Raw genomic sequence first — 23,480 nt, forward strand, 5'->3', positions numbered from 1 at the left:
TCGGCTTTAATTTATTGAAGTAATAATTTTAGATTGATGCCAAAATTGGTAAACGCAGTATTAAACGTTTGCGAGGTGTATGGCCGGGTGATGTTTGAATCGTAAAACAGGTTGAGGTTAAAACGCTGGTTTATCACATAATCAATTGATGGTCTCACGGTAATGTTTTGTGCCCCGGATGAAATTTCCGCCGCTTCTACATCGGCACGATAGATGAGCGTTTTGTTATCCCGTAACGAGAAATCGAGCTTAAAGTTAACATCTTTAGGGCTGCCTCCCGGAAGCAATCCAAAGGGGAAGTGGAAGTTTTTGGTATGATAGCCGAAGCCAAAAACAACAATCCTTTCATTCTGCTGCGCCAGCTGGCTATTGAGCAGGCTCAAACTAAGTGTACGGCTCTGCCTGAACTCTATATTGGCGGTCATGCTGTTCTTAAACCGGGCGCTGGCGCCAAGCAAAGGCACAAACTGCTCAAATATGGTAACCTGCGAAAACTGGTAAAGCGGTAAAAAATCGTTATTTAAATCGCGCGCACTACTGGCGCCGGCGGCTTCGCGGTATTGCAGCAGGGTAGTAAAACCGTTTACGTTGTATGATGACCGGTAGCCATGGCTCAAATCAAAGGAATCAAAAACATCGGCAAAGAAAGGGATTTTAGCCAACCCGCTGTACCTGACATCCCAGTTGGGGATAGGTATTTTAGGAAACTGAGATGTGTTGACCTTCGCCGCTTTTTTACCGGTATATGCGGCCAAAAATGCCGGAACCAGTACATTTTGGGAATTTTGCCCATAACCGTCTCTAAGCCCAACCGAATCTACCAATTGCGTTGAATTGGGGTTTTGGGCGGCAAGCCTTTGCGATATAACAGCACGGTTGGCAAGCATTTGCTGAAACAACGGCGATTTGTTATCAATACCTGTAGTTTTTTTGAACGCCGTGCCAATGGTTAAATACGAGATACTATAATTGCCCGTTGTAACAGGGCTTAACGATTGGATGCTATTGGTTTCGGCCAGGTATTTAAAATTTGATTGGTAATTATGATCCTGTGTTTTAAAGGCAATGAGGTCGATCTTGAGGCCTTTAAATGGCTCAATAACACCCCTGAAATGCATATCCTCATTAAGCGATGTGGTATACAATTGATTTTGCAGGGTATCGGTAGTTATCCATCCATTGGCTACAGCTTTGGCCCGAATATCGGTTTGGCTACCCAATAAAAACCCGATGCCCGGAGCATTATAATCGGCGTTTTGCCCAAAAATTCCCGATTGCGGCAGATAACCCGGTAAATAGGTACCCTGCTTGCGCGAGTATGTAGCGCTTACATTTTTAACACTGGTAAGCAGGCCTATCAATACTTTACCTATTCCGTCGGGCGCATTTGGGTTAGCCGCCTTGCGGATGAACGGGAATTTGTTATACAACGATACCATATTAAACGTAGGGTTCACCTGGATTTCGCGCAGGTTGCTGATGCTGTTACCTACATCGTACGATGGGTCATTTATGGCAAACAATGGCTGGGTTTGCCAGTTAAAGTGTGTGCTGTACCGGGTGGTTACCGATGTCCAATCCAACCCCGGAATTTTGTTAATGGGGAGGGTATAATTTATGTTGATGGTATGATTGTAATTGGTGGTACGCCCCAGCTTTTTAAGGTTATCCCAAAGGGTATCGCGTTTTAAACCATTGATGCGTCCGGCAGGCTCATCAACTACCGATAGGTTGGTTGCATCAATATCTAACGATAAGGATTTGGATAAATTCCAGCCTATACCGTATACCCTGGTAATGTTAAAATACTTGTTAAATGTAGTTGTAGGTACAGGGATAAAGTTGTTAGGGTCATTATCCCGTAAGGTATTCTCCGAATAAAAACGATCAAAATTAATACTGAAGTTTAACCTTGATGGCAGTATGCTAAAATTGAAGTCGCGCGCCAGCGCCAATAAATTGCTTTTGATGATTTTGGCAAACGGGTTATAATATTTTGGCGCATTGGTATAGTTGTAAGCCAAGGTAAGGTGATAGGATTTCTCCAAATCACTTTGGGTGGTAAAATCGTGATGGGTAAATTGTGTAAATGCGTAACTGGCACTCAGGTTCTCAATATCCCAAACATGGTTTTTTGCCGTTGGATCAAGCTTTGTTTTATGTACGTTGGTAAAGTTGAAGCTCTTTCTGAAAGTATAATCAACCGACGCGTTCCTTATCGAGTCACGTTCTTTGGAGCTGGTGGCAGCCGCAAGTGATTGCTTCAGCTCAATATCGGGCGAACCCGGGTCATATTGAGGCATACTTGTTTGCGACGACACATTGATGTAGGCCGGAATACTGATCCCGCTTTTAACCGGGAAAAACTTACCTAACTCGGCAGTTGCCGATATATCGTAAACCTGGTTATCGCTCTGGCTCCTGTCATTCAGCCGCGAATCCAGCGTACCGAAACCTATGCTGGTTTTACTGCCCGATACGGTAACGTCGGCAAAATCGGCCAGTTTGGTATTCAGCCTGGCGGTGGCCGCCCAACCGCCGCGCTGGTCAAAATCGGTTAAGCGTAATTCATCAAACCAAGCCGTACCTGTTTTATCCAGCCCATCGTCCGCTCCCGAAGCCTGGCTCCCTTTTAAGGGATTGCGTACGCCTATCATAATGGTACGCAGGCGGCTCAGGTCGGGCTGACCTTTGATATAAACGGTTTGGGTACCTTCGGTATATTTAAAAACCTGGTTAAAGGCTACGTTGCTATGATTGCGGGCAAGCTTAGCACGGGTAAGCAGGCCAAGCTCCAGGTCGATGGCGTTGGCATCGGGCCATATCGCATCAGGACTGCTGGTGCCCGACTGGGTAATTTTCAAAGGCACCTCGTACTCATAATAGTTGTCCTGGTAATCAACGCCAAGGCGTAAAAAAGCGTTTAAATCATCATCTTTTAGCTGTTCGCCTTCTGCATGTACAAACATTTGTACGCGCTTATATTTGCGCAAATCGTTATAAAACGTACGGAAGGCTGCCCTTGAATATCCATCGCGCAAGCTTTTTACATTTAATGACAACGATTGCTCGTTCAGTTTGGTATTGGTTTGCAGGTTGTTGTAATTACGCTGGCGCTGAATACCCGGCGGCACTACATACGGGATAGGCGTACGGTTGCCATTTTCCTCGATATTTACCGCCTGTACATCAATCGTCGAGTTATCTAAAGGTGGGTTACTGATAGATGGATCGGCAATAACGTTAAGCGGATTTCTCTCGATGTTAAAAGCCCGCCATTCGCCGCGCACTAATTCTAATGTCGCAAAACGGAGTATTGCGGTGTCAGCAAAATTGGTCATGAACATCCGCATAAAACGAATGGCTTTAAAATCGCCGATATTGCCAACCTTGCTCTGGTAATCAGTAATCGGGATCCTGAACTGGTACCAGTTGACAGATTGTGTAGTACCATCGGGTAATTTTACATTGGCAGTTACCTTATCGCTGATGTTGTTTTGGCCAACAACCATATCGCCGGGACGGATAGAAACTTTGTATTGAAAATACGAATCTTCCTGGCTCATGTTATTATCGCGGTTAATATCCTCGCCATCGGGCAATGAAGTTGATGCCGAGTTTTGAATACCCAACTCGGCCTGCGATTGCTGCGATGTTTTGGAGTTGCCATCGGTACCATTGTACTTGCTATAGCGGTCAAGTATGCCCAATCTTGCCTGGTCAAGCGCCGAACCCTGGTAATACTGGTAATCATCAGACGATGGGTCATTAGCAAAATTGGTTGCCGCCTGCCCACTCAATTGCCCTTTAACCTGGTTAACTACCGGGGCAAATTTTTTCTGCTCATCGGCATCATTCATTCCATCCAAACCCACATCCTGCAAACGGCGCGCATCCGGGTTATTGTCAAAAGCATTTATAACCGGCTGCAGTTTGGATACCCTGCCCCAGTTGGTTTCATCTACCTGGGTAGCGTCGCCGTTTACAGGCAGGCTGTTCTCTAAACTTTTGCGGCCATCTTTTAATATATCTTCGGATACACTGCCCAGGTTAAAAAACAAATCGCCACCTGACGAGTTGGGTTTGTAAATAAAAGGATCGAGCACCCAAAATTCTATGTACGATACGTTTAACGATTCAAAATCATTTGTCTCCAGTTTCCTGAACATACCTCCCCACCGCGTTTTTGGGCTTTGTAAGGTACCATCGGGATTAAAACCGGTAGTTGCGTAATTGTAAGGCCCGCGAACGTTTGGATAAAAAGCCATGTTTAAGGTGGCCAGGGTTAATGGCTGCCCGGTGCTTGATTGCTTGTAAGGGAATACTTCCTGCTCCAACACCTGCCTTGCGTAGTGGTTGGACAGGTCGGCACGGGAAATGGCAATGTTATTCGAGTTGGTGTAAAATATAGGGTCGATATTATAAAATGCCAGTCGGGCACGGTTGTAGCCATAGCTCAGATCATCAAACCTGCCGGCCTCCTGGAACATTTGCGGCGTACCCGAAATTTGCCAGGCATTGGCGCTTTTAATATCGATGATGGATTGACTGTTTTCAAAATCATCCAGGTACGATGTGCCGTTTTTTGAACCGGCAAAATTCAACGCTCCCGGGCTACCTGGTAACAACTGGGCAAACTCGCCCGAGAAAGTAACCGATGAAGGCGCCTTGGTATGTATCAGCGGGATTTTATCAACCAGGCGTGTAAGCATCCGCGAATCTGAACTGTAATTAACATCAAAACCCCATATGGTGTTCGATATAGATTCTTCGCCGGCTGTTTCATTTTGGGTAATAGGCTGCTCGGTAAGGTGCATCATTGTACCGCCTAAATTCAGCTTATCGTTCACATGGTAATCAAACCTCGATCCGTATAGTGACTTTTGCTGAACGCCAAACAACTCATTATTTTCCAGCTTTACGCTGATGGTTTGGCCCGACGACAGCAGCGCCTGGTTCAATATTCTTATACGACCGGAGTTGTAATCGACAGTATAATCGGCACCCTCTGTCAGTTTAAGCTGACCAGCAGTTACGGTAACTGATCCTTGCGGAATATTCACAGCGTTCAGCTGGTATTCCGAGCCGCCTGTTGAGGTATAAGTGCCTTTGATTACATAGCGGTTTAACGCCGGGAAATATTGTTGCGCTATCGTTTTTGTAGAGTCGTACAACTGTTGGTATACATATCGTTTGGTCAGGTCAGTTTCGCCCGGCGCAAACTTAGCAGCCAGGTCTGATCCGAAAGGTTCAATGGTTGGAAACGAGATACGGCCGTTTTGCGAGTCAATGGTAACCCCTTCTAAAAAGTCAAAATACCCATCGGGCTGTTTAGCGCTTTGCTGGTTAAGATTATCAAGCCCTGCAACCTGCATCCACAATTTACCTTTCAGGCTGGCCCCCTCCTCCATCACCGTTTTTTCGATACCTGATTTGTCATCCAGCCGTGTTACCGTCAGCTTAAAGTTGGTCGGCGCAATCTGGAAGGCTCCCAGTGAATAGATGTTTTTCATCATCAAATCCCAGGATGGCAAATTGGTTTTCAACAGTTCGTTTTTCAGTAATTTTACAAATAATACTTTAGGGGTGTTTGGGTCAACAGCCACGTCGCTGCTAAACTCACCCACCTGGTATTGTACGCCGTTGATGGTGTACTGGTAAGCCACGGCCAAAACTTCATCGTTATTTAAAGGATAATTGAGGGAGATATAACCCAATTGCGGATGCAGCGTATATTCCTTATCTGTAAGCTTGCGCGCATATGTAAGTTTGGAATAGTTATCTGTATTACCGGTTGATTGAAAATAACTGGCTACAGCATTTGAATTAGTTTGCCTTGCATCGGCTGGCAAATTATTCAATAAAGAGTTGGACTGCTGCGCAAAGCCCGGACCTTTAAAACCGGCAGGCAAACCGCTAAAACCGGCCCCACCTTGTATCCTTGATGTGTTGTACGGCTTGTTTTCGCCTAAATCAAGGAAGGCCAAGATATCTCTTGAATCGGTGGTTACGTTGGTACGGTTGGTTGTCCAAACCTCAATTTTTGTGATGTTGATATTGGAGCTGATGATCGGGATATTAGCCAGCGCCTTGTTATAATTATTGCGGAAATACTGCGATAAAAAGAAGTGCTTATTAGCCTCGTAATCCGCAGGTGTTAGTCTGAACTCGCCCTGTTGGGAACCATTGGTTATGGTAATAGTTTTTGACTGCGACCGTTGTTGAGATAAAATACTGGTGATATCCAGCCGGCCAAATTTCAATTTGGTTTTTACACCGAAAAGCGCCTGGCTGCCGGTTATCAGCGTGGTAGGCAGGGGCATACTCACGGTACCTGCTTCTATTTTCTGGATGATCTCGTCGGGCGAGCCAGTGTAATCCAGCTTTACCTGGTTTTCAAACTGGAACTGCGCATCGGTATTGTAATTGGTAGTAATTTTTAATTTATCGCCTATATTACCGGTTACGTTTAATTGAATTTTTTGATCAAAATTAAAATTGAACTGCTTGCGCTGGCGGGTGTTAAATAACGGGTTTTCATTTTTGTTCACCTGCCCGGCCAAAATCATTTCTGCCGATCCCTGCGGACGGATATCAATGTTCTGGCTGCCGAAAATTTGCTCGAAAGTCCGGCTCCTTACTTTAATAACGGGAATAAATCCGGGCTGCTGCGAGTCATAGGCATAGTTGTCTGCCAGCTGCTTGTAGTAATTGCGCTGCTTTGATTTATCTGTAAGCTTTAAATACTCGGCAAAAGTAAGGTACTGTGGCGGACGGTAAAGCAGGTTACCCACACGCTCGTACAAAATATAGCGGTTTGATGCAGCGTCATATTCAACGGTACGCACAAGCCCCGGAGGATCGGAACTAAAAATACCTTCCCTGACCCTAACATTTTTGGGTTGGGCTAAGTCCAGTGGTGCGCTTTTTTGAGTCGTATCGGTCCTTATTTTCGGTATCTGCTGCTGCGCATAAGCGCCATTAAACATACCGAAAGCAAGAATTACCAATACACTTATAATAATATTATAAGTAAATATTCTAATCAAAAGTCAAGTCGAAATTTATACGTAATTATAAGGTTTTTAAAGCGAATTTAATAAGTTGTTCAACAGTTAAATCGCCGCTATTTTTATTCATTTCCTGTTCCAAAACCTTTTCGGCAGCATTGCGTGCAAAACCAAGCATTACCAATGCAGTAAGTGCTTCATCTTTAGCGGTTTTATTTACCGGCACTACAGTTAAGGTGTCAGGCCCTTCTTTACGTAGCTTATCCTGGAGTTCTAAAATGATTCTTTGTGCTGATTTAGGTCCGATCCCTTTTATCCGTTGAATGAGCGAAACATTCCCGCTCACTATGGCTGCCTGGATCTCGGCAGGTGTTATAGACGACAACATCATACGGCCCGTATTTGGCCCGATGCCAGATATCGATATCAGGTGCATAAACAAGCGGCGCTCACCATCATCGGCAAAGCCGTACAGGGTGAGCGCATCTTCTTTTACATGCTGCCATATGTATAGCTTGCAGCTCTCCTCAGCGCCAAGCCTTGAATATGTATTTACCGATATATTAATGTGATAACCTACACCGCCGGCATCAATAACAACATGCGATGGGTTTTTAGAAACCAGTTTACCACTAATATAATCGTACATAAATATTATTTTATTTTTAGTTTATCAAAAAGCTATTGGTTGGCTGCCTTAACCTGCGCAGTAATTACGGCTATGGTAACCATGTTAACAATTTCGCGGACTGAACTACCTAACTGTAATACGTGAACCGGCTTTTTCAAACCTAACAATATAGGCCCAACCGCTTCGGCGCCGCCTATTTCCTGTAACAACTTGTAAGCGATGTTACCCGATTCAAGATTAGGAAATATCAGCGTATTGGCCGGCTTTCCGTTTAACGTGGAGAATGGGAAATTATCGGCCAATAAATCTGAATTCAATGCAAAGTTTGCCTGCATATCGCCATCAACAACCATATCAGGATATTTTTCATGCAGTATCTTTACCGTCTCCCTCGTTTTTTCGGGAATTACGCCCTCGTTCGATCCGAAGTTGGAATAAGATAATAAAGCAACCCTGGGGGTAATGTTAAAGCGTTTTACCGAGCGTTCTATCAGTACGGTAATATCTACCAGTTCCTGCACTGTTGGGTTCACGTTTACCGTGGTATCGCCAAAAAATACCGGGCCCTTTGGTGTTATCATCATGTACATACCCGCCACGCGGTTTACACCTTCTTCGGTACCTATGATTTGTAAAGCCGGTTTTACGGTGCTTACATAATCTTTTGTTAACCCAGAGATCAATGCATCGGCCCGGCCAAACTGAACCATACTGGCACCGTAATAATTACGATCGACCATAAGTTTTTTGGCCTCGTATAGCGTAATACCGCGGCGCTGGCGTTTATTGTATAAATAATTAACGTATTCGTCCATGTTTTCGCAGCCCTCACGTGGATCGATGATCTGTACATCACCCAGGTCAAGCTCGTTTTCACGCATGATCCGTTTTATCTTTTCTATGTTGCCCAATAATATCGGGGTAGCAATGCCCTCATCTTTTACTATCTGGGCCGATCTTAGTATTTTATAGTTATCTGCCTCGGCAAACACCACCCTTTTAGGGCTCTGCTTGGCCTTATTGGTAAGGTTGCGCAGTAGTTTATCATTGTTGCCTAAACGCGACCTCAGCTCTTCTGCATAGGCATCCCAATCGGTAATTACCTTACGGGCCACGCCCGAATCAATGGCTGCTTTGGCAACTGCCATAGATACTTCGGTTATTAACCGCTGATCCATCGGTTTTGGGATAATGTAATCCCTGCCAAATTTAAGGTTGGTGATATTGTAAGCGAGGTTTACGGCTTCGGGTACCGGTTTTTTGGCCATTTCGGCAATAGCGTGAGTGGCGGCTATTTTCATCTCCTCGTTTATTGCGGTAGCCCTTACGTCAAGCGCGCCACGGAAAATGTAAGGAAAACCCAACACGTTATTTACTTGGTTAGGATAATCGGACCGGCCGGTTGCCATAATAATGTCTTCACGGGCGGCAGTTGCCAGGTCATAATCAATTTCTGGAACAGGATTGGCCATAGCGAAAACCACGGGCTTTTTGGCCATTAATTTCAGCATAGCGGGAGTAACCACATTACCTGCCGAAAGGCCGACAAATACATCGGCATCCTTCATGGCGTCTGTTAATGTTTTAACATCGGTGCGGTTGGTAGCAAACTCCATCCTGATATCGTCCAGATCGGTACGTTGCTGATCGAGCACGCCGTTGATATCAAACATCACCAGGTTCTCTTTTTTAACCCCTATGGAAAGGTACATTTTTGAACAGGATACAGCAGCGGCGCCCGCTCCGTTAACAACCAGCTTTATCTTATCCAGTTTTTTGCCCTGAATTTCGCAGGCGTTCATCAAAGCAGCGGCCGATATAATAGCCGTACCATGCTGATCATCATGCATTACAGGGATGTTCATTTCAGCTTTAAGCCTGCGCTCTATTTCAAAGCAGGTTGGGGCCGATATATCTTCCAGGTTTACACCACCAAATGTGGGCTCAAGCGCTTTTACTATCGCCACAAACTCATCTACACTTTTGGCATTCACCTCCAGGTCGAACACGTCAATATCAGCGTAAATTTTAAACAGCAGCCCCTTGCCTTCCATTACCGGTTTACTGGCTTCGGGGCCAATATTGCCTAAGCCCAATACGGCGGTACCATTACTGATAACCGCTACCAGGTTCCCTTTTGCAGTATATTTATATACGTCATCAACGTTTTCGGCTATGCGCAGGCAGGGTTCGGCAACACCTGGCGAGTAGGCCATGGTTAAATCTCTTTGCGAATTGGTAGGCTTGGTGGGCACTACCTGTATCTTACCAGGACGGCCCATGGAGTGGTAATTCAGCGCGTCCTGTTTACGGTTGTTCTTGTTCATCTTCTCAAAATTCAAGCGCTCAAAATTACAATTCTTTTTATGGTAACCTGAAATAAAAAAGCCCGGTTTTGAAACATGTCAAAATCGGGCTATATATTTAGCGGATATTATCCTGTGTTTACAACGTCGGTTTGGTATCGGCAGATACGCTTGCCGAAATATCGCCGCCGGCGGCAACCCTTATTGTTTTACCAACGGGCGCGCGGTTACTTTCCAGGTTGTTCCATACTTTAAGATCATGTACCTCGCAGCCAAACAAGTCGGCTATACCGGCCAGGGTCTCCCCTTTTTTTACTTTATGATAGGTGGTTATCTTACGATCAGACTTGGGAACATCCACATATGCGGGATGGGCCGCTACCGCATAAACCGGGGCAGGTTTGGCAAACTCCATAGGAGCCACCGCATCACCGGCACTATTTAATACATTGTATAAAGCCGCGAATTTTTCTTTTGAGGTTTGTGGCAGGATAAGCCTGCGCGGGGCCTTTGGCGAACCATTTACAATTAATCTGCGATAGGACGGGTTAAGGATGGTTATTTCGCCGATGCCCACATTTAAAGCACGGGCAACGTTACTTAACGACACAAACTTTTTAACCATAACGGTATCCGTTTTCAATGAAAAGTTACAGGCCTGCGCTATAATGTTGTGCTTGCCAAAATAGTTCATTACATAGTTCATGGCTATAAAGGCGGGTACATAGCCGCGTGTTTCGGCAGGCAGGTATTGGCGTATAGTCCAGAAATCGCTGCCGCCACCGGCTTTTTCCATGGCACGTTCCACGTTGCTTTTACCACAGTTGTATGATGCAATGGCCAGCAGCCAATCGCCAAATTCCTGGTAGGCGTCTTTCAAGTATGCGGCAGCCGCATAGCTGGCTTGTATCGGGTCGCGGCGTTCATCCACATACTCATTCATGTTAAGCCCATAAATTTTTGCGGTAGTGCCCATAAACTGCCATAAACCCGTTGCCCCTACCCTTGATACCGCGTTGGGGTCAAGTTTGGATTCAACAATGGATAAAAATTTTATTTCATCCGGGATCCCGGCATCGTGAAAAGCTTTCTCGTAAATTGGGAAGTAATACCTTGCAAGTCCTGCTACCTGGCCCATTTCGTCGCGGTTGTGCATGTACAGGTCAATGTAACTTTGTACATATTCATTATAATCAAGCTGGATATCTTTCCTGACCGAATCAAGCCGGCGCTTATAAACATTACCCTGCGCGCCTATGGGCAGTGGCTGGTTTATAACCGGCAAAACGGTGGTATCGGCATTAATTTCGCCACGAAAAGCAGAAAAATGATTGCTTTGTTTTACAAACGGAAGGGCATTGGCTTGAATAATTTGTAAAAGTGACAGACAGATGGTAAGCGTAAATAATCTCTTCATTAGTGGGATTTGATTAAGTAATGATGCTTCCTGCATCGGTTAATTTTACTAAAATATGGCTTTTTTATAGCTTTAAGAAATATTCAGCAAAATCTAACAGTTGTTGTTCGTTAAAATGTTTTGTTAATAATTGTAATCCTAACGGCAAACCCTGGCTATTATTGCCGGTTGGCAACGAAATGGCGGGCACACCTGTTAAAGATGCTTGTACGGTAAAAATGTCATAAAGATACGTTACCACCGGATCTTTTTCTTCGGCCCCTATCGGGAAGGCCGGTTCGGGGGCGGTTGGGATCAATATAAAATCGTATTCGTTCAGGATCTCGTTCGTCTTTTCCTTTATTAACCTGCGCACTTTTTGGGCCTTAGCGTAGTACGCATCATAGTACCCGGCGCTCAATACAAAGGTGCCCAACATAATCCGGCGCTTAACTTCTTTACCAAAACCTTCGGAGCGCGAACGTTTATAAGTTGATTGCAAATCATCGGCTGCCGGGCTGCGGTAACCATAATGCACGCCATCAAAACGTGCCAGGTTTGATGAGGCCTCGGCCGTGGCCAAAATATAATAAGTAGGCACCAGGTAATCCAATTGCTCAAAAGCGATGGGTTTTACGGTATGGCCTTCGGCACGCAATTTTTCGATGTATTGTACCAGTATGTCCTTGACCTCGGCATCAACGCCAGGGCTTGATAAGGCCTCCTGTAAATAGGCTATTTTTTTAGGGGTTGGCTTTTGGGTATCAACAGATATTGGCGGTACCGGTTGCTGTATCAAGGTGTTATCGTAATCATCGGGGCCTGCCATCACTTCATACAACAATGCAGTATCTTCTACCGAACGGGTAATTGGGCCAACCTGATCAAATGATGAGGCATAGGCTATAATGCCGTGCCTGGAAATACGGCCGTAAGTAGGTTTAAAGCCTATCACCCCGCAAAATGCCGCCGGTTGCCTTACCGAGCCGCCCGTATCAGTACCAATAGCCGCATGGCACATATTGGCCTGTACAGCAACTGCCGAACCGCCCGACGAACCGCCCGATACTCTTTTTTGATCGGCGTAGTTTTTTACCGGGCCATAAAATGAATTTTCGTTGGATCCTCCCATAGCAAACTCATCGCAATTACAGCGGCCTATAATCACGGCATCTTCGGCAAGCAGCCGCTCAACAATAGTTGATGAATATATTGAAGTAAAACCTTTGAGGATTTTGGACGAGGCGGTTACCTGGTGCCCTTTGTAGCAAATGTTATCTTTTATGGCTATCACCATACCTGCCAGCTTACCGGCAGTTCCATTTTTTATCCGTTCATCAACATTTTTTGCATTGATAAGCGCTTCTTTTTCAAATACTTCATTAAAAGCATTTAAATGGGCGTTCTTTTTAATTTCGCCCAAATAGCTTTTTACCAAACCCTGAACAGTAATTTCCGCACGCTGCAACCCGCTCTTTATTTCGGTTAAAGAGGAATAAAATTTAGCCATGGGGCTAAAATAAAAAACTTATCCGTTGAAATAACAAATTAATTCAACAGATAAGTTTATATCGTAAATAAGGTAGTAAAAAACAGCAGTCTAAAGTATTAAACTTTAGGTTTTTCTTCTGCAGAAGACGTGTTGCCTTCGTTGTTCTGTGCGTCTTTAAATTCTTTAACGCCTTTTCCTAAGCCTCTCATTAGTTCGGGTATTTTTTTACCGCCAAATAATAAAAGAATTGCCAGGATGATAAGAATAATTTCTGGTGCCCCTAAACCCATGATTTTTGATTTTTATATAAGTTAATATTATTATTAATGATAGAATGCTCTCTTTATTAAACTGCCAAGGCAGGTTTTTAGTGTTTATTAAGATCTATTTTCGACTCTGTAACCGGTTCCTGATCGTTACCTACGTGAAACTCGGCAGCAGGGATTGTATTTGGAACTTTATTTTCGGCAATCACCGGATTGGGGTGATGCTCTACGCTTTCGGCAACCGGAGTTTCATCAACCAGGGTTTCATCAACCGAATGTTCTTCAATAAGCGGTGTTGTATGTTCTTCAATTACTGGAGTAGTAGTTTTAGTTTCTGTTGGTTTCTCCTGGAAATTATTGATCTGGTTATTAATTTCGCGCTTAACATCTTCCGATGCATCTTTAAAATCGCGCAGGCCTTTGCCCAGCGTGCGCGCCATACCAGGAAGCTTTTCGCCTCCAAATAGCATTAATGCTGCAAAAAGTATCAGTACCATCTCGCCCGTACCAATATTTAAAAATAAAAAAACTGTACTTAGCATCGCATTTTTTTTAAGGTTACAAATATAAACAATTAATATCTTTATAATTAAGAATCAAGAGTTAAGAGTCAAGAATCAAGATAGCTGCAAAAAAGGTTCCAATATAAAATTACTACCTAAACTGCTTATTTAGCCAAGCTGGGCATAATTTGACTTATTATTTTATTGTTTTCTTTCTTGATTCCTGACTCTTAATTCTTGACTCTTATTCACGGTTTACAACTAATTAGGCGCCAGCCAAAACTTAGGGTTCTGCGCGTCCTTAGCTTTATATATATCAAAGTTAACTTCAGTTTCGCCCGTTGACGGATCGGTTGCAACAATACCTAAATTTTGTTTGGTAGTTACCTTTTGGCCGCGTGCCACAGTAACCGACCGTAAGTTTCCATACACTGTAAAGTACTCTCCGTGCTTTATCATCACCAGGTAAGTACCACTCACATCAACCACCCTGATCACTTCACCCTCAAAAACCGCCCTTACCGTGGCGCCTGCGTTCGTCCTGATGTCAACCCCGGTATTTTCGCTCCTGATACCTTCGGAAGTATAAGGACCAAACGGCGTAGTTATTATACCGTTGGCTACCGGCCATGGCAGGCGGCCTTTGTTGCCCAAAAAGTCGTTAGACAGCCTGGCCGCTTCTGGTGTTGCATTCAAATACCCAGAACTTGTTTTAGCAACTGCCTTACGCTCAACAGGTGCGGGCCTGTTTTCAGCTTTGGCTTTCGCAGCTGCTAATCTTGCTGCTTCCCGCGCCTCGGCTTCTGCCTTCCGTTGAGCTTCCTCTATCTCGCGGCGAATAGCGCTTGCAATCTCCCGGTTTGTCTTGGCCAGCTTATTCTGAACGTCTTTTTGCTGTTGTTTTAACAACCCTTCATGCTGCGACAGGTCTTTAACTACTTTAACCTGGTCGTTTTTTTGCGCACCCAGGGTTTTCTTTTCTTTTTCCTGGTCTTCAAGCAAATTGCTTTTTTCCTGCTTGGTTTTATCAAGCTCGTTTATTTTTACGTGCAGTTCCTTTTGCGTTCCTTGTATGTAACCGGCCTGGCGTTCACGGTAGGCGCCAAATTGCTGTAAATATTTTAAGCGTTTATAGGCCTGGTTAAAATCTTTTGATGCAAATAAAAACATCAGCTTATTGTAAGCGCTTTGGTTACGGTAGGCAAAAAGTATCATTCCCGCATACTCCTTTTTTAACTGATCTAACTGGCTTTGCAAGCTGTGTACAGTATTATTGCTTTCGGAGATTTGGCTATCCAGGTTTCTTACTTCGGAGTTAATGTTGCTTATCTTTTCCTCCCTCAGGCTTATCTGCGCCTTTAACAGGCTTAATTGTTTTAAGGTCGCCCTTTTATTACTTGAGGTCTCCTGGTAATCCTTATTCAATTGTTCAAGCTCTTCTGATAATTTATCGCGCCTGCGCTTTAGCTCGGCACTGCTTTGTGCATGTGCATCAACAGCGATAAGTACTGCTATAAAAAAGAGAATTGCTTTTAAAAATTTCATCAAACAAAAATAGGAATTATTTGGCCGGCTCATATCTATCCGGAATACTAAATGGATATTCCAGTTGCTGGTCAAAATCGACCTTAGTATAATGCAGGTTTATGTGTACTTTTTTATCTTTTACTACCGATGCAATATCTATCTGCGATGGCAGGATACGGTTGTTGGCCTGTATAAATGCGTTATTTTTTACTTCCAACGATTGCTCTTGGCTCGGATTAGCTAAGTTGGTTTGTGTAACCTTATTATCAGTCCCAAAAGTTAAGAGATAACGAAGGTCGTCAAGTTCACCTCTTAAAAAAGCATTGCCATTGTTACCAATAGAAATGTCGCTTTTCTCCACAAGCAACTCAGGTATCGCATTACCTATCAGCAATGATTCTAACGTTTTATAATTCACCTGTTTGCTGGCATACGCGTAAACATAGCTAAATGGCTTTTTCATGTAAACCCCCTCCAGCCTGTTTATGAGCAATATGCTATCGGGCGTAATCACGGCGCGGGCAACCTCTACACCCAATATCGCGGTGATAGATACCCAGATTTTTTTACCCTTATTTATACGAATATTAAGCGTAACATCGTTGCTGTTACCGTTAATATCCAGGTTTGTTTTGGCCTTGCCCGAAAATGTATTAAAATTTACCTGCTGCGCTTTTATGGCAACAAGTTTCGTATTTATTTTATTATCAGTCGTAGCAACAGTATCTGGTTTGCGGGTTACCATTACCTGCTTGCGCGCTTTACAACTTACTATTACAAGCAAACCGCAAACTATCAGTAACCTATTCAACGTATTTCTTTTCATTTATCTTTCGATCTAAAACCGGCGATTGCTCACCGTAGCCTTTAGCCTTTTTCCAGCTATCTACCGCTTCATCTGTTTTACCAAGATAAAACAAAATATCGCCGTAATGTTCATACTTAACCCCACTTTTATCTTTATCGTGCGTCAAGGCCTTTTCCATCCATACCTTAGCATCGGGATATTTCTTCTGCATAAACAATATCCATGCATAAGTATCTTCAAATGATGCCGTATTGGGCTGTAGCTGGGTTGACCGCGCCGACATTTGCGCCGCTTTATCCAAAGCTTCATTTCTTAACGATAAATAATAAGCATAATTGTTTAAGGTATATGCATTATCCGGATTAATGGCCAGGGCCTTATCATAAGCTTCGTCTGAACTTTTGTTGTTCTTCATATCATGATAACAATCGCCTAATAACGAAAAGCTTAGCGAAAGTAGTTCCTTATCCTGAATTTCTAATGAAGTTGCATTTTTAACATAACCCAGCGCTTTGTTAAAATCCTTTTTTTGCGCCCATGCCACGCCCACCAGGTAATTCATCCAGGCCTGGTTTGGGAACAGGGACAGCGCGTTCTCCCCGTCTTTAACAGCTCCGTCAATATCGTTCATACTTAATTCAATACGCACCAATTGTTCATGTACCTGGTATGTCTGCCCGTCCAGCTCTATTGATTTTCTGTAGGCTTCTTTTCCTTCCTTCAATTTATCGTTTTGCAGCAGCATATCGCCATACATGGCAAAAGCCTTGCTATCCCTGGCATGGGTAACTGTAAGTATCCGGCTCAATTCAAGCGCGCTGGCTCTGGCATTGGGATCCGGAAATTTAGGATAGTAACCGGTTATGATCCTTATTTTTTGATCGATGTTTATTTCGGGTATGGCGAAGGCCAGTGTAAGCTCCTTAAAACTCGCTTCGTTATTTTTCTTATCCCGGTAAATATCGGCAAGCGCCAGGTGCACCATGCCATTGCCAGGGTCAATTTTTTCGGCCTGCAGTAAGGTCTTTAAAGCTTTATCGCCAAATCCGTTCGAGTTATATATTTCTGAAAGTAACAGGTAATAACGTATCTGCCCGGGGTTGGCAGCTATAGCTTTTTCAATATCGGCCGCAGCCTGGTCAACCTTACCTTGCTTAAGGTATATTTTTTGGCGGCTACCTAAAAGGTCGTCGCTGGGGCCGGTAATTTGCTCTAACTGATCGTAAACTTTTAGCGCGTCATCATATCTTTTTAAAATGACCAGCGCATTGGCTTTATCAAAATAATACTCGGGCTTGCTGGGATTAAGGCGGATAAGCTGGTTAAACACATTCTCTAACTTGCCAATGTTGTTACTTTTTTCATAACTATCGGCAAGCGCGCTCCAGTACCATTCGTTATTGGGTTTTACGGCTACAGCACGTTCAAGCAATGGCTGCGCGCCGGTGTAATCATTTTGTATTTTTTTAAGATTGGCCAGTTCATACAGTGAGGCATCATTCGCCGGATCGGCCTGGATCACACGCTCAAACAACTCCGACGCGTGCTTCAGATTTTCGACCGTTTTCTCGCGCAAGGCCGAAAAAAACAACTGCCTGATCTCGCTGCTGTCCAGGGTACCCATTTGTTTCGGGGCCACTGCGGTTTGAGCGGTGAGTTGAAGGGGCAAAAACCAGGAAGCAAGCACCAAGACAGCTGCAATTTGCAAGTGCCATGTCTTGTTTATTGTATTTCCAGATCTTAAATTCCTATCCCTCATATTCAAATCTACACAAAAAAAATGCCCGTCTTTACCTTCCAGCCGATTTTCAAAAGTCTTAATTCTTGACTCTAACCTCTTGATTCTATTTTACCGCAGTGTGCCCAAACCCGCCTTCGCCACGTGTGGTATCATTTAATACCTCCACTTCGTTCCAGCTAACGGTTTCATGTTTGGCTATTACCATTTGCGCTATCCTATCGCCATGGTTAATCTCAAATGGTTCTGCTCCAAAATTAATAAGCAATACTTTTATTTCGCCCCGGTAATCGGCATCAATAGTACCCGGCGAATTAACGATGCCTATGCCATGCTTAAACGCCAAACCACTGCGCGGCCGTATCTGCGCCTCAAAACCTACAGGCAATTCAATATACAAGCCGGTTGGCACAAGCTTACGCTCCATTGGGTTTAACCTGATGGATTGTTCCAGGTTTGCCCTCAAATCCATACCTGCGGCGTGGACGGTTTCATAAGCCGGTAAGCTGTTGTTTGATTTGTTGATGATACGTATGTTCATTATCTTTTTAAAATAGCTAAAAGCGGTTTACGTTCAAAATAAAAAGCTGTGCCCGCAAACAAAAGGACTAAAGCGTTGCCTACAAATATATTTCGTTTAAATATAGTGAACGATATGTACACGAGTATTATTGATGCTACAATGTAAGCCAGATTTTTTTTGATATTATACGGGATAGGATAATTTTTTTGTCCCCATATGTACGATAATATCATCATAGTGGTATATGCCGCAAACGAAATCCAGGCAGAGGCTATATAACTGTATTTGGGTATAAGCAATACATTTAAAACAATAGTTAAAATTGCGCCTACGCCAGAAATATACAAACCATATTTGGTTTGATCGGATAGTTTATACCATACCGAAAGATTCATGTAAATGCCCAGACTTACATACCCGAACAGCAGGGGTGGAACCACCTTTAAACCAGTCCAATACAAATCAGTTTGCGTTTTATCGTGGCCCCTGACAAAGTACTTCAGGATTTCGATATTGGCCACCAGGGCTACAAATATTATACACACAGTAATTACAAAGTAATCCATAATGCGGGCGTAGGTTTGCCCTGCATTTTTATTTTTAGCATGACTAAAAAAGAATGGCTCGGCCCCCAGCCGGAACGCCTGTACAAAAATGCTCAGGAATAAGGATATTTTGGCGCAGGCAGCGTAAATGCCTACCTCGCGCACACTGATGTGCGGGTGCAGCAACTTGCCCAAAAGTATCTTATCTAAATTTTCATTAATCAGGAAAGATAAATTGGCTATAAGCACGGGCCAGCTATATTTAAACATTTCGGCAAACATCTTCCTGTCGAAATCGAAACTAAGCCTCAAAAACTCGGGTAACAGCATCAGCAATGAAAAAACACTGGCTATAAGGTTAGATACGAAAACATACCCTACCCAACCCGGCACATACCACGTATGTATCCAAGCCGCACCAACAAGGTTATGACTTAGCCAAAACGGCAGCACATAAATAAAAAGAAGATTGAAACCGATGAAAATGATGATGTTCAAAAACTTAATAGCCCCGTACCGGCCAGGGCGGCCATCAGCCCGCAATTTGGCAAACGGTACCGTACCCCAGGCATCTAATACCAATATGGCTATGAAGATTTTGATAAAGATTAAAAAATCTTCATGACTGGTAAGTTCGCCAACTTTAATAAAGCCAGTTATAAAATTTAAAAAAGGAAGCGTAATTAATAAAAAGAACAGTGTAACTGCAAAAATGGCTATAAAGGAATTATTGTAAACCCGTTTTTTATTTTCGGGGTACTTATTCAGGTACCTGAAAAAAGTTGTCTCCATCCCGAAAGACAATACCGCATTTAAGATAGAAACCCAGCCAAACATGGTGGTTAATATGCCGTAAACACCGGCGGCATAGGCGTGAGTATAAATTGGGGTGAGGAAAAAACTAAGCACTCGCCCGGCAATGGTGCTTAAACCATAAACGGCGGTTTGCCCTGCAAATTTTTTAGCGGTTGACAATGTTGATGTTCAGTGTAATTAATCTGCTTCCGTTACAATTACGGGCGCCTTTTTACAACTTCAAAATTACGATAGTTTTTTAATTCGCCCTCATGGGTTTCAACAGAAGTTACTTCGCCGTACTCGGGGCCTTCATTGCACCAGTCCATAAACATGCCCATGGCAAAATCATCGCCCTCGGCTTCAATATACACATCGCCGTTGGGCTCATTTAAAATAAAACCACGCACGCCCAACTGATCGGCCGTTGCCTTGGTTGATTTACGAAAGAAAACGCCTTGTACCTTACCTTTTACTGTTATATTGAGATGTTTCATTAGTTGGTGAGTGGTTGATTGAGTTGATTAGGTGAGTGGTTGCTTTTGCACCAGACCAGATGCCTGAATCAATTTTCTACATTGCAAATGTAACCTATTCTAATTTTTTTAACCAAATAAACTACTCACCCAATCAACCATTCACTAATTACTTTAAATCAACTTCTTAACTTTACTCTCAGGTGTTATCTTCAAACCATCAAGACCGGTTATCAGGTTTAGGCCCGGGGTTTTGCCAATTTGCAAGGATCCTTTCTCATCGTCGATGCCTAAAAACTCAGCACCGTTAAGGGTGCCCCATTTTATCAGTCTTTCGGTACTTAAAGCAGGAAATTTTTTTTGAATGACGCGCATTTCGCTCAATATGCATAAGCTATTGTTGGATGCCAGGCTATCGGTACCCAGGGTAATGTTAAAACCCTGATCGACAAAAAGTTCAATTTTAGGCAATTTGTCTTCAATATACACATTGGCATTGGGGCAAAAGCAAAAATTCACCTTGCGGTCAAAACGTTTAATAAAATAGATGTCCTTTAAATTGGTACAGGTATTATGAACCAACAGCACCTTTTGCTTATTGCTGAGCAAAGGAATAATTGATTGTACAGAGTTGCGCGCCTGCGGTTTAAAAAAACCGATATCAATACCAAAATGCTGGTACAGGTCTAAAAATCCACCGAGTTTATAGCGATAAAATTTATTTTCGTCTTCGCACTCCTGGTTGTGAATGCTGATAAGATTATGTCCTTCTTCGCTGTGTTTTCTTACCAGTTTAAATAGTTCTTTGGATACAGAATATGGCGCGTGTGGCGTTATCGAAACCGATTGCGGCTTAAACTCATTTAGCAAGGCTATAGCTTTGTCGAAAACGTCGGCGGCGTTTTGTGGCAAAAAGCCGAAGGTTTCTACAAAAGTGTGGTAATACAGTTTACTTTTAGCTTTGGTGTTTACACTTAAATTGGTATTTGAAATATCGCCAACAGCAACAATGCCATTGTCATACATTTCCTGATCGGCCTTTTCAATGGCCTCTGTCACCACCTGCTCGTCGGAATTTCTGAAAGCCTGAACATCTTTTATAAACGAAACCAGGCCTCCGCCTGTTTTAATTTTGTTTTTTAGATGCGAAAGTTCAATGTGGCAATGGGTGTTTACAAATCCGGGGCAAATAATACCGCTAACATTTTCTATCGGACCGCCTGGCGGGTTGCTTGAATCGGAAACTGAAATTATTTTACCAACATCATCAACGGTAACAATTCCATTCTTAATAGGATCGGCATAAACTGGAAAAACATAATCGGCTCTAAAACTTTTCATTCATCTGTAAAACTTTGGTATCTGTGTAAAAACGTTTTTCTAAAATATGCCCGGTTCAAATTAACACAATTAACTTTTAGTTATCGTTTTTTTACCGTCAAAAAGAATGACTTTAAAAAAAGAAAAACATTTTTTTAAATTAAGTACCTTTGCAACGTGAATATTGCAAAAAACAAAATAGACATCCGCAGCCTGAGTTTGAACGCTTTACAGGAACATTTTATCCGTATGGACGAAAAAAGTTTCAGGGCTAAACAAGTTTATGAATGGCTTTGGAAAAAATCATGTTTCTCATTTAATGAAATGAGCAATATTTCAAAAGAACTACGTGCTAAACTGGATGAAAACTTTGTAATTAACAACGTTAAGATAAATACATCACAGGTTAGTGCTGATAAAACTATAAAAAATTCTTTTATTTTACACGATACTCACCTAATTGAGGGTGTTTTAATTCCAACTCCCGGCCGGATGACGGCTTGTGTATCATCACAGGTGGGTTGCAGTCTTACCTGCAAATTTTGCGCTACAGGCTATATGGAGCGCAAAAGGAACCTTAACCCCGATGAGATTTACGACCAGGTAGTATTGATTGATCAGCAAGCCCGCGAAAATTATGGCATCCCGTTATCAAACATTGTGTACATGGGAATGGGCGAACCATTGCTGAACTACAAAAATGTAATGGATTCGATAGAGCGCATCACTGCCGAAGATGGCTTAAACATGTCGCCAAAGCGCATCACCGTATCAACAGCAGGCATAGCTAAAATGATAAAAAAACTGGGCGATGACGAGGTAAAATTCAACCTGGCGCTTTCATTACATGCCGCTAACGACGAGAAGCGTAACACCATTATGCCCATTAACGAGCAGAACTCATTAAAAGCATTGGCCGAGGCCCTTAAATATTATTACGCCAAAACCAAAAACCCGGTAACATACGAGTATATTATTTTTGACGGTGTAAATGATGGCATCCAGGATGCCATGGAGCTTGCCAAATTTTGCAAGCACCTGCCCTGCAAAGTGAATATTATTGAGTACAACCCCATTTCTTTCGCCAGCTATATTAATGCCGATGAGGATAAGGTAGAAGCTTTTGCCAGCTATTTAACAAAACAAGGCATTAATACACACCTGCGCCGCAGCCGGGGCAAAGATATTGATGCAGCCTGCGGTCAGCTTGCTATTAAAGAAAAAGCAAAAACTGTAGAAGTTTAAAAAAATCTGCCTTACATTAAGGCCATGAAATTACCGGGCGGCTACCTTGCCGATTTTGTTTCGCTGCTTTTCCCCCAATTATGTCCTGCCTGCAATGCCAGCCTGGTAGCCAATGAGCATATTATTTGTTCGGATTGCCGGTATAATTTACCATTTACCAACTTTCATACCCAGGCCGATAATATTGTTGCACAGCAGTTTTATGGCAAAATAAAGATTGAAGCAGCCTACGCCCTTTACTTTTTTAACAAAGGCGGCAATGTGCAAAACCTGATGCACCATTTTAAATACAGCGGCATGAAACAGATTGGTAACCTGGCAGGAAATATTGCCGGCACTCAATTAACGGAGAACCCCGTTTTTAATACAGTTGATTATCTTATTCCCGTACCCCTGCATAAAAAACGTTTAAAAGAGCGCGGTTACAACCAAAGCGCCTGCTTTGCCGAGGGATTGGCAGATAAGCTGTCGGCTACGGTTGAATTGGATAATTTGATACGGAAAGTTGCCACAGTTACCCAAACCCATAAATCGCGCTTTGCCCGTTTTGAAAACATGCAGGAAGTATTTGCAGTTGCCAAACCGGAAAGATTAACAGACAAGCATGTTTTATTGGTAGACGATGTTGTTACCACCGGATCGACGCTGGAAGCTTGCGGGATAGAATTATTAAAAGTGCCGGGGTTGAAGCTGAGCATTGCAACTATTGCGTATGCGGTTTAAAGTAACTGAAAAATAGAATCAAGAGTCAAGAACCAAGACACTTCACATAAGTTAATAGTTCAGCTCAAACTCATAGCGGTGTCAATATGTTAAAGAGCTGATAATCAATTATAAAAGTGTTCCGCGTTCCGTTTTAGCAAAATGCTAATTCATTGACTATCAGGAGCAATGCGTTC

16 protein-coding genes are annotated in these 23,480 nt (G+C 43.1%); 2 read left to right on the forward strand and 14 right to left on the reverse strand.

Annotated elements, in window-relative coordinates; genetic code table 11:
* Positions 1-11: 11 nt before the first annotated feature.
* The 14 genes from sov to AC1DXF_RS06950 form a co-directional block, all read right to left on the reverse strand.
* Positions 12-6,989, reverse strand: a complete 6,978-nt coding sequence (sov, locus tag AC1DXF_RS06885; RefSeq protein WP_477447690.1) for a T9SS outer membrane translocon Sov/SprA — start codon at positions 6,987-6,989, stop codon at positions 12-14.
* 85 nt (positions 6,990-7,074) lie between these two features.
* Positions 7,075-7,659: a Holliday junction branch migration protein RuvA gene (gene ruvA, locus AC1DXF_RS06890; protein WP_477447469.1), complete on the reverse strand. Its 585-nt coding sequence runs from the start codon at positions 7,657-7,659 to the stop codon at positions 7,075-7,077.
* Positions 7,660-7,691: 32 nt separating this feature from the next.
* On the reverse strand, positions 7,692-9,968 hold the full coding sequence (locus AC1DXF_RS06895) for an NADP-dependent malic enzyme (RefSeq protein WP_477447471.1): 2,277 nt from the start codon (positions 9,966-9,968) through the stop codon (positions 7,692-7,694).
* A gap of 118 nt (positions 9,969-10,086) precedes the next feature.
* Positions 10,087-11,364, reverse strand: a complete 1,278-nt coding sequence (locus AC1DXF_RS06900; RefSeq protein WP_477447473.1) for a lytic transglycosylase domain-containing protein — start codon at positions 11,362-11,364, stop codon at positions 10,087-10,089.
* 64 nt (positions 11,365-11,428) lie between these two features.
* Positions 11,429-12,853 (reverse strand): Asp-tRNA(Asn)/Glu-tRNA(Gln) amidotransferase subunit GatA, encoded by a 1,425-nt coding sequence (gene gatA, locus AC1DXF_RS06905; protein ID WP_477447475.1) that lies wholly within the window; start codon positions 12,851-12,853, stop codon positions 11,429-11,431.
* Positions 12,854-12,951: 98 nt separating this feature from the next.
* Positions 12,952-13,125, reverse strand: coding sequence for a Sec-independent protein translocase subunit TatA/TatB (locus AC1DXF_RS06910; RefSeq protein ID WP_477447477.1), 174 nt, complete (start codon positions 13,123-13,125; stop codon positions 12,952-12,954).
* A 77-nt stretch (positions 13,126-13,202) separates the two neighbouring features.
* Positions 13,203-13,643: a Sec-independent protein translocase subunit TatA/TatB gene (locus AC1DXF_RS06915; RefSeq protein ID WP_477447479.1), complete on the reverse strand. Its 441-nt coding sequence runs from the start codon at positions 13,641-13,643 to the stop codon at positions 13,203-13,205.
* 222 nt (positions 13,644-13,865) lie between these two features.
* The gene (locus AC1DXF_RS06920) at positions 13,866-15,149 is read right to left on the reverse strand and encodes a murein hydrolase activator EnvC family protein (protein ID WP_477447481.1); all 1,284 of its coding nucleotides are present in this window, start codon (positions 15,147-15,149) and stop codon (positions 13,866-13,868) included.
* 16 nt (positions 15,150-15,165) lie between these two features.
* Positions 15,166-15,957: a lipoprotein insertase outer membrane protein LolB1 gene (gene lolB1 / locus AC1DXF_RS06925; protein WP_477447483.1), complete on the reverse strand. Its 792-nt coding sequence runs from the start codon at positions 15,955-15,957 to the stop codon at positions 15,166-15,168.
* Complete coding sequence (locus AC1DXF_RS06930) at positions 15,935-17,578, reverse strand: tetratricopeptide repeat protein (RefSeq protein WP_477447485.1); 1,644 nt, start codon at positions 17,576-17,578, stop codon at positions 15,935-15,937. Before AC1DXF_RS06930 ends, lolB1 begins: the two co-directional genes overlap by 23 nt.
* 205 nt (positions 17,579-17,783) lie before the next feature.
* The gene (gene dut / locus AC1DXF_RS06935) at positions 17,784-18,218 is read right to left on the reverse strand and encodes a dUTP diphosphatase (RefSeq protein WP_477447487.1); all 435 of its coding nucleotides are present in this window, start codon (positions 18,216-18,218) and stop codon (positions 17,784-17,786) included.
* Positions 18,218-19,720, reverse strand: a complete 1,503-nt coding sequence (locus AC1DXF_RS06940) for an oligosaccharide flippase family protein (protein WP_477447489.1) — start codon at positions 19,718-19,720, stop codon at positions 18,218-18,220. The genes dut and AC1DXF_RS06940 overlap by 1 nt, the downstream gene beginning before the upstream one ends.
* Positions 19,721-19,758: 38 nt before the next feature.
* A complete protein-coding gene (locus AC1DXF_RS06945; RefSeq protein ID WP_477447491.1) occupies positions 19,759-20,037 on the reverse strand; it encodes an acylphosphatase in 279 nt (92 codons plus the stop codon).
* 153 nt (positions 20,038-20,190) lie between these two features.
* Positions 20,191-21,357 carry an amidohydrolase family protein gene (locus AC1DXF_RS06950; RefSeq protein WP_477447493.1) on the reverse strand — a complete coding sequence of 389 codons (1,167 nt, stop codon included), beginning with the start codon at positions 21,355-21,357 and terminating at the stop codon, positions 20,191-20,193.
* Positions 21,358-21,519: 162 nt separating this feature from the next.
* Here AC1DXF_RS06950 and rlmN point away from each other — a divergent pair, with 162 nt between their 5' ends.
* Positions 21,520-22,581, forward strand: coding sequence for a dual-specificity RNA methyltransferase RlmN (gene rlmN, locus AC1DXF_RS06955; protein WP_477447691.1), 1,062 nt, complete (start codon positions 21,520-21,522; stop codon positions 22,579-22,581).
* A 24-nt stretch (positions 22,582-22,605) separates the two neighbouring features.
* Positions 22,606-23,304, forward strand: coding sequence for a ComF family protein (locus AC1DXF_RS06960; protein ID WP_477447495.1), 699 nt, complete (start codon positions 22,606-22,608; stop codon positions 23,302-23,304).
* Positions 23,305-23,480 lie beyond the last annotated feature (176 nt).

The organism is Mucilaginibacter sp. P2_A5 (assembly GCF_056404995.1).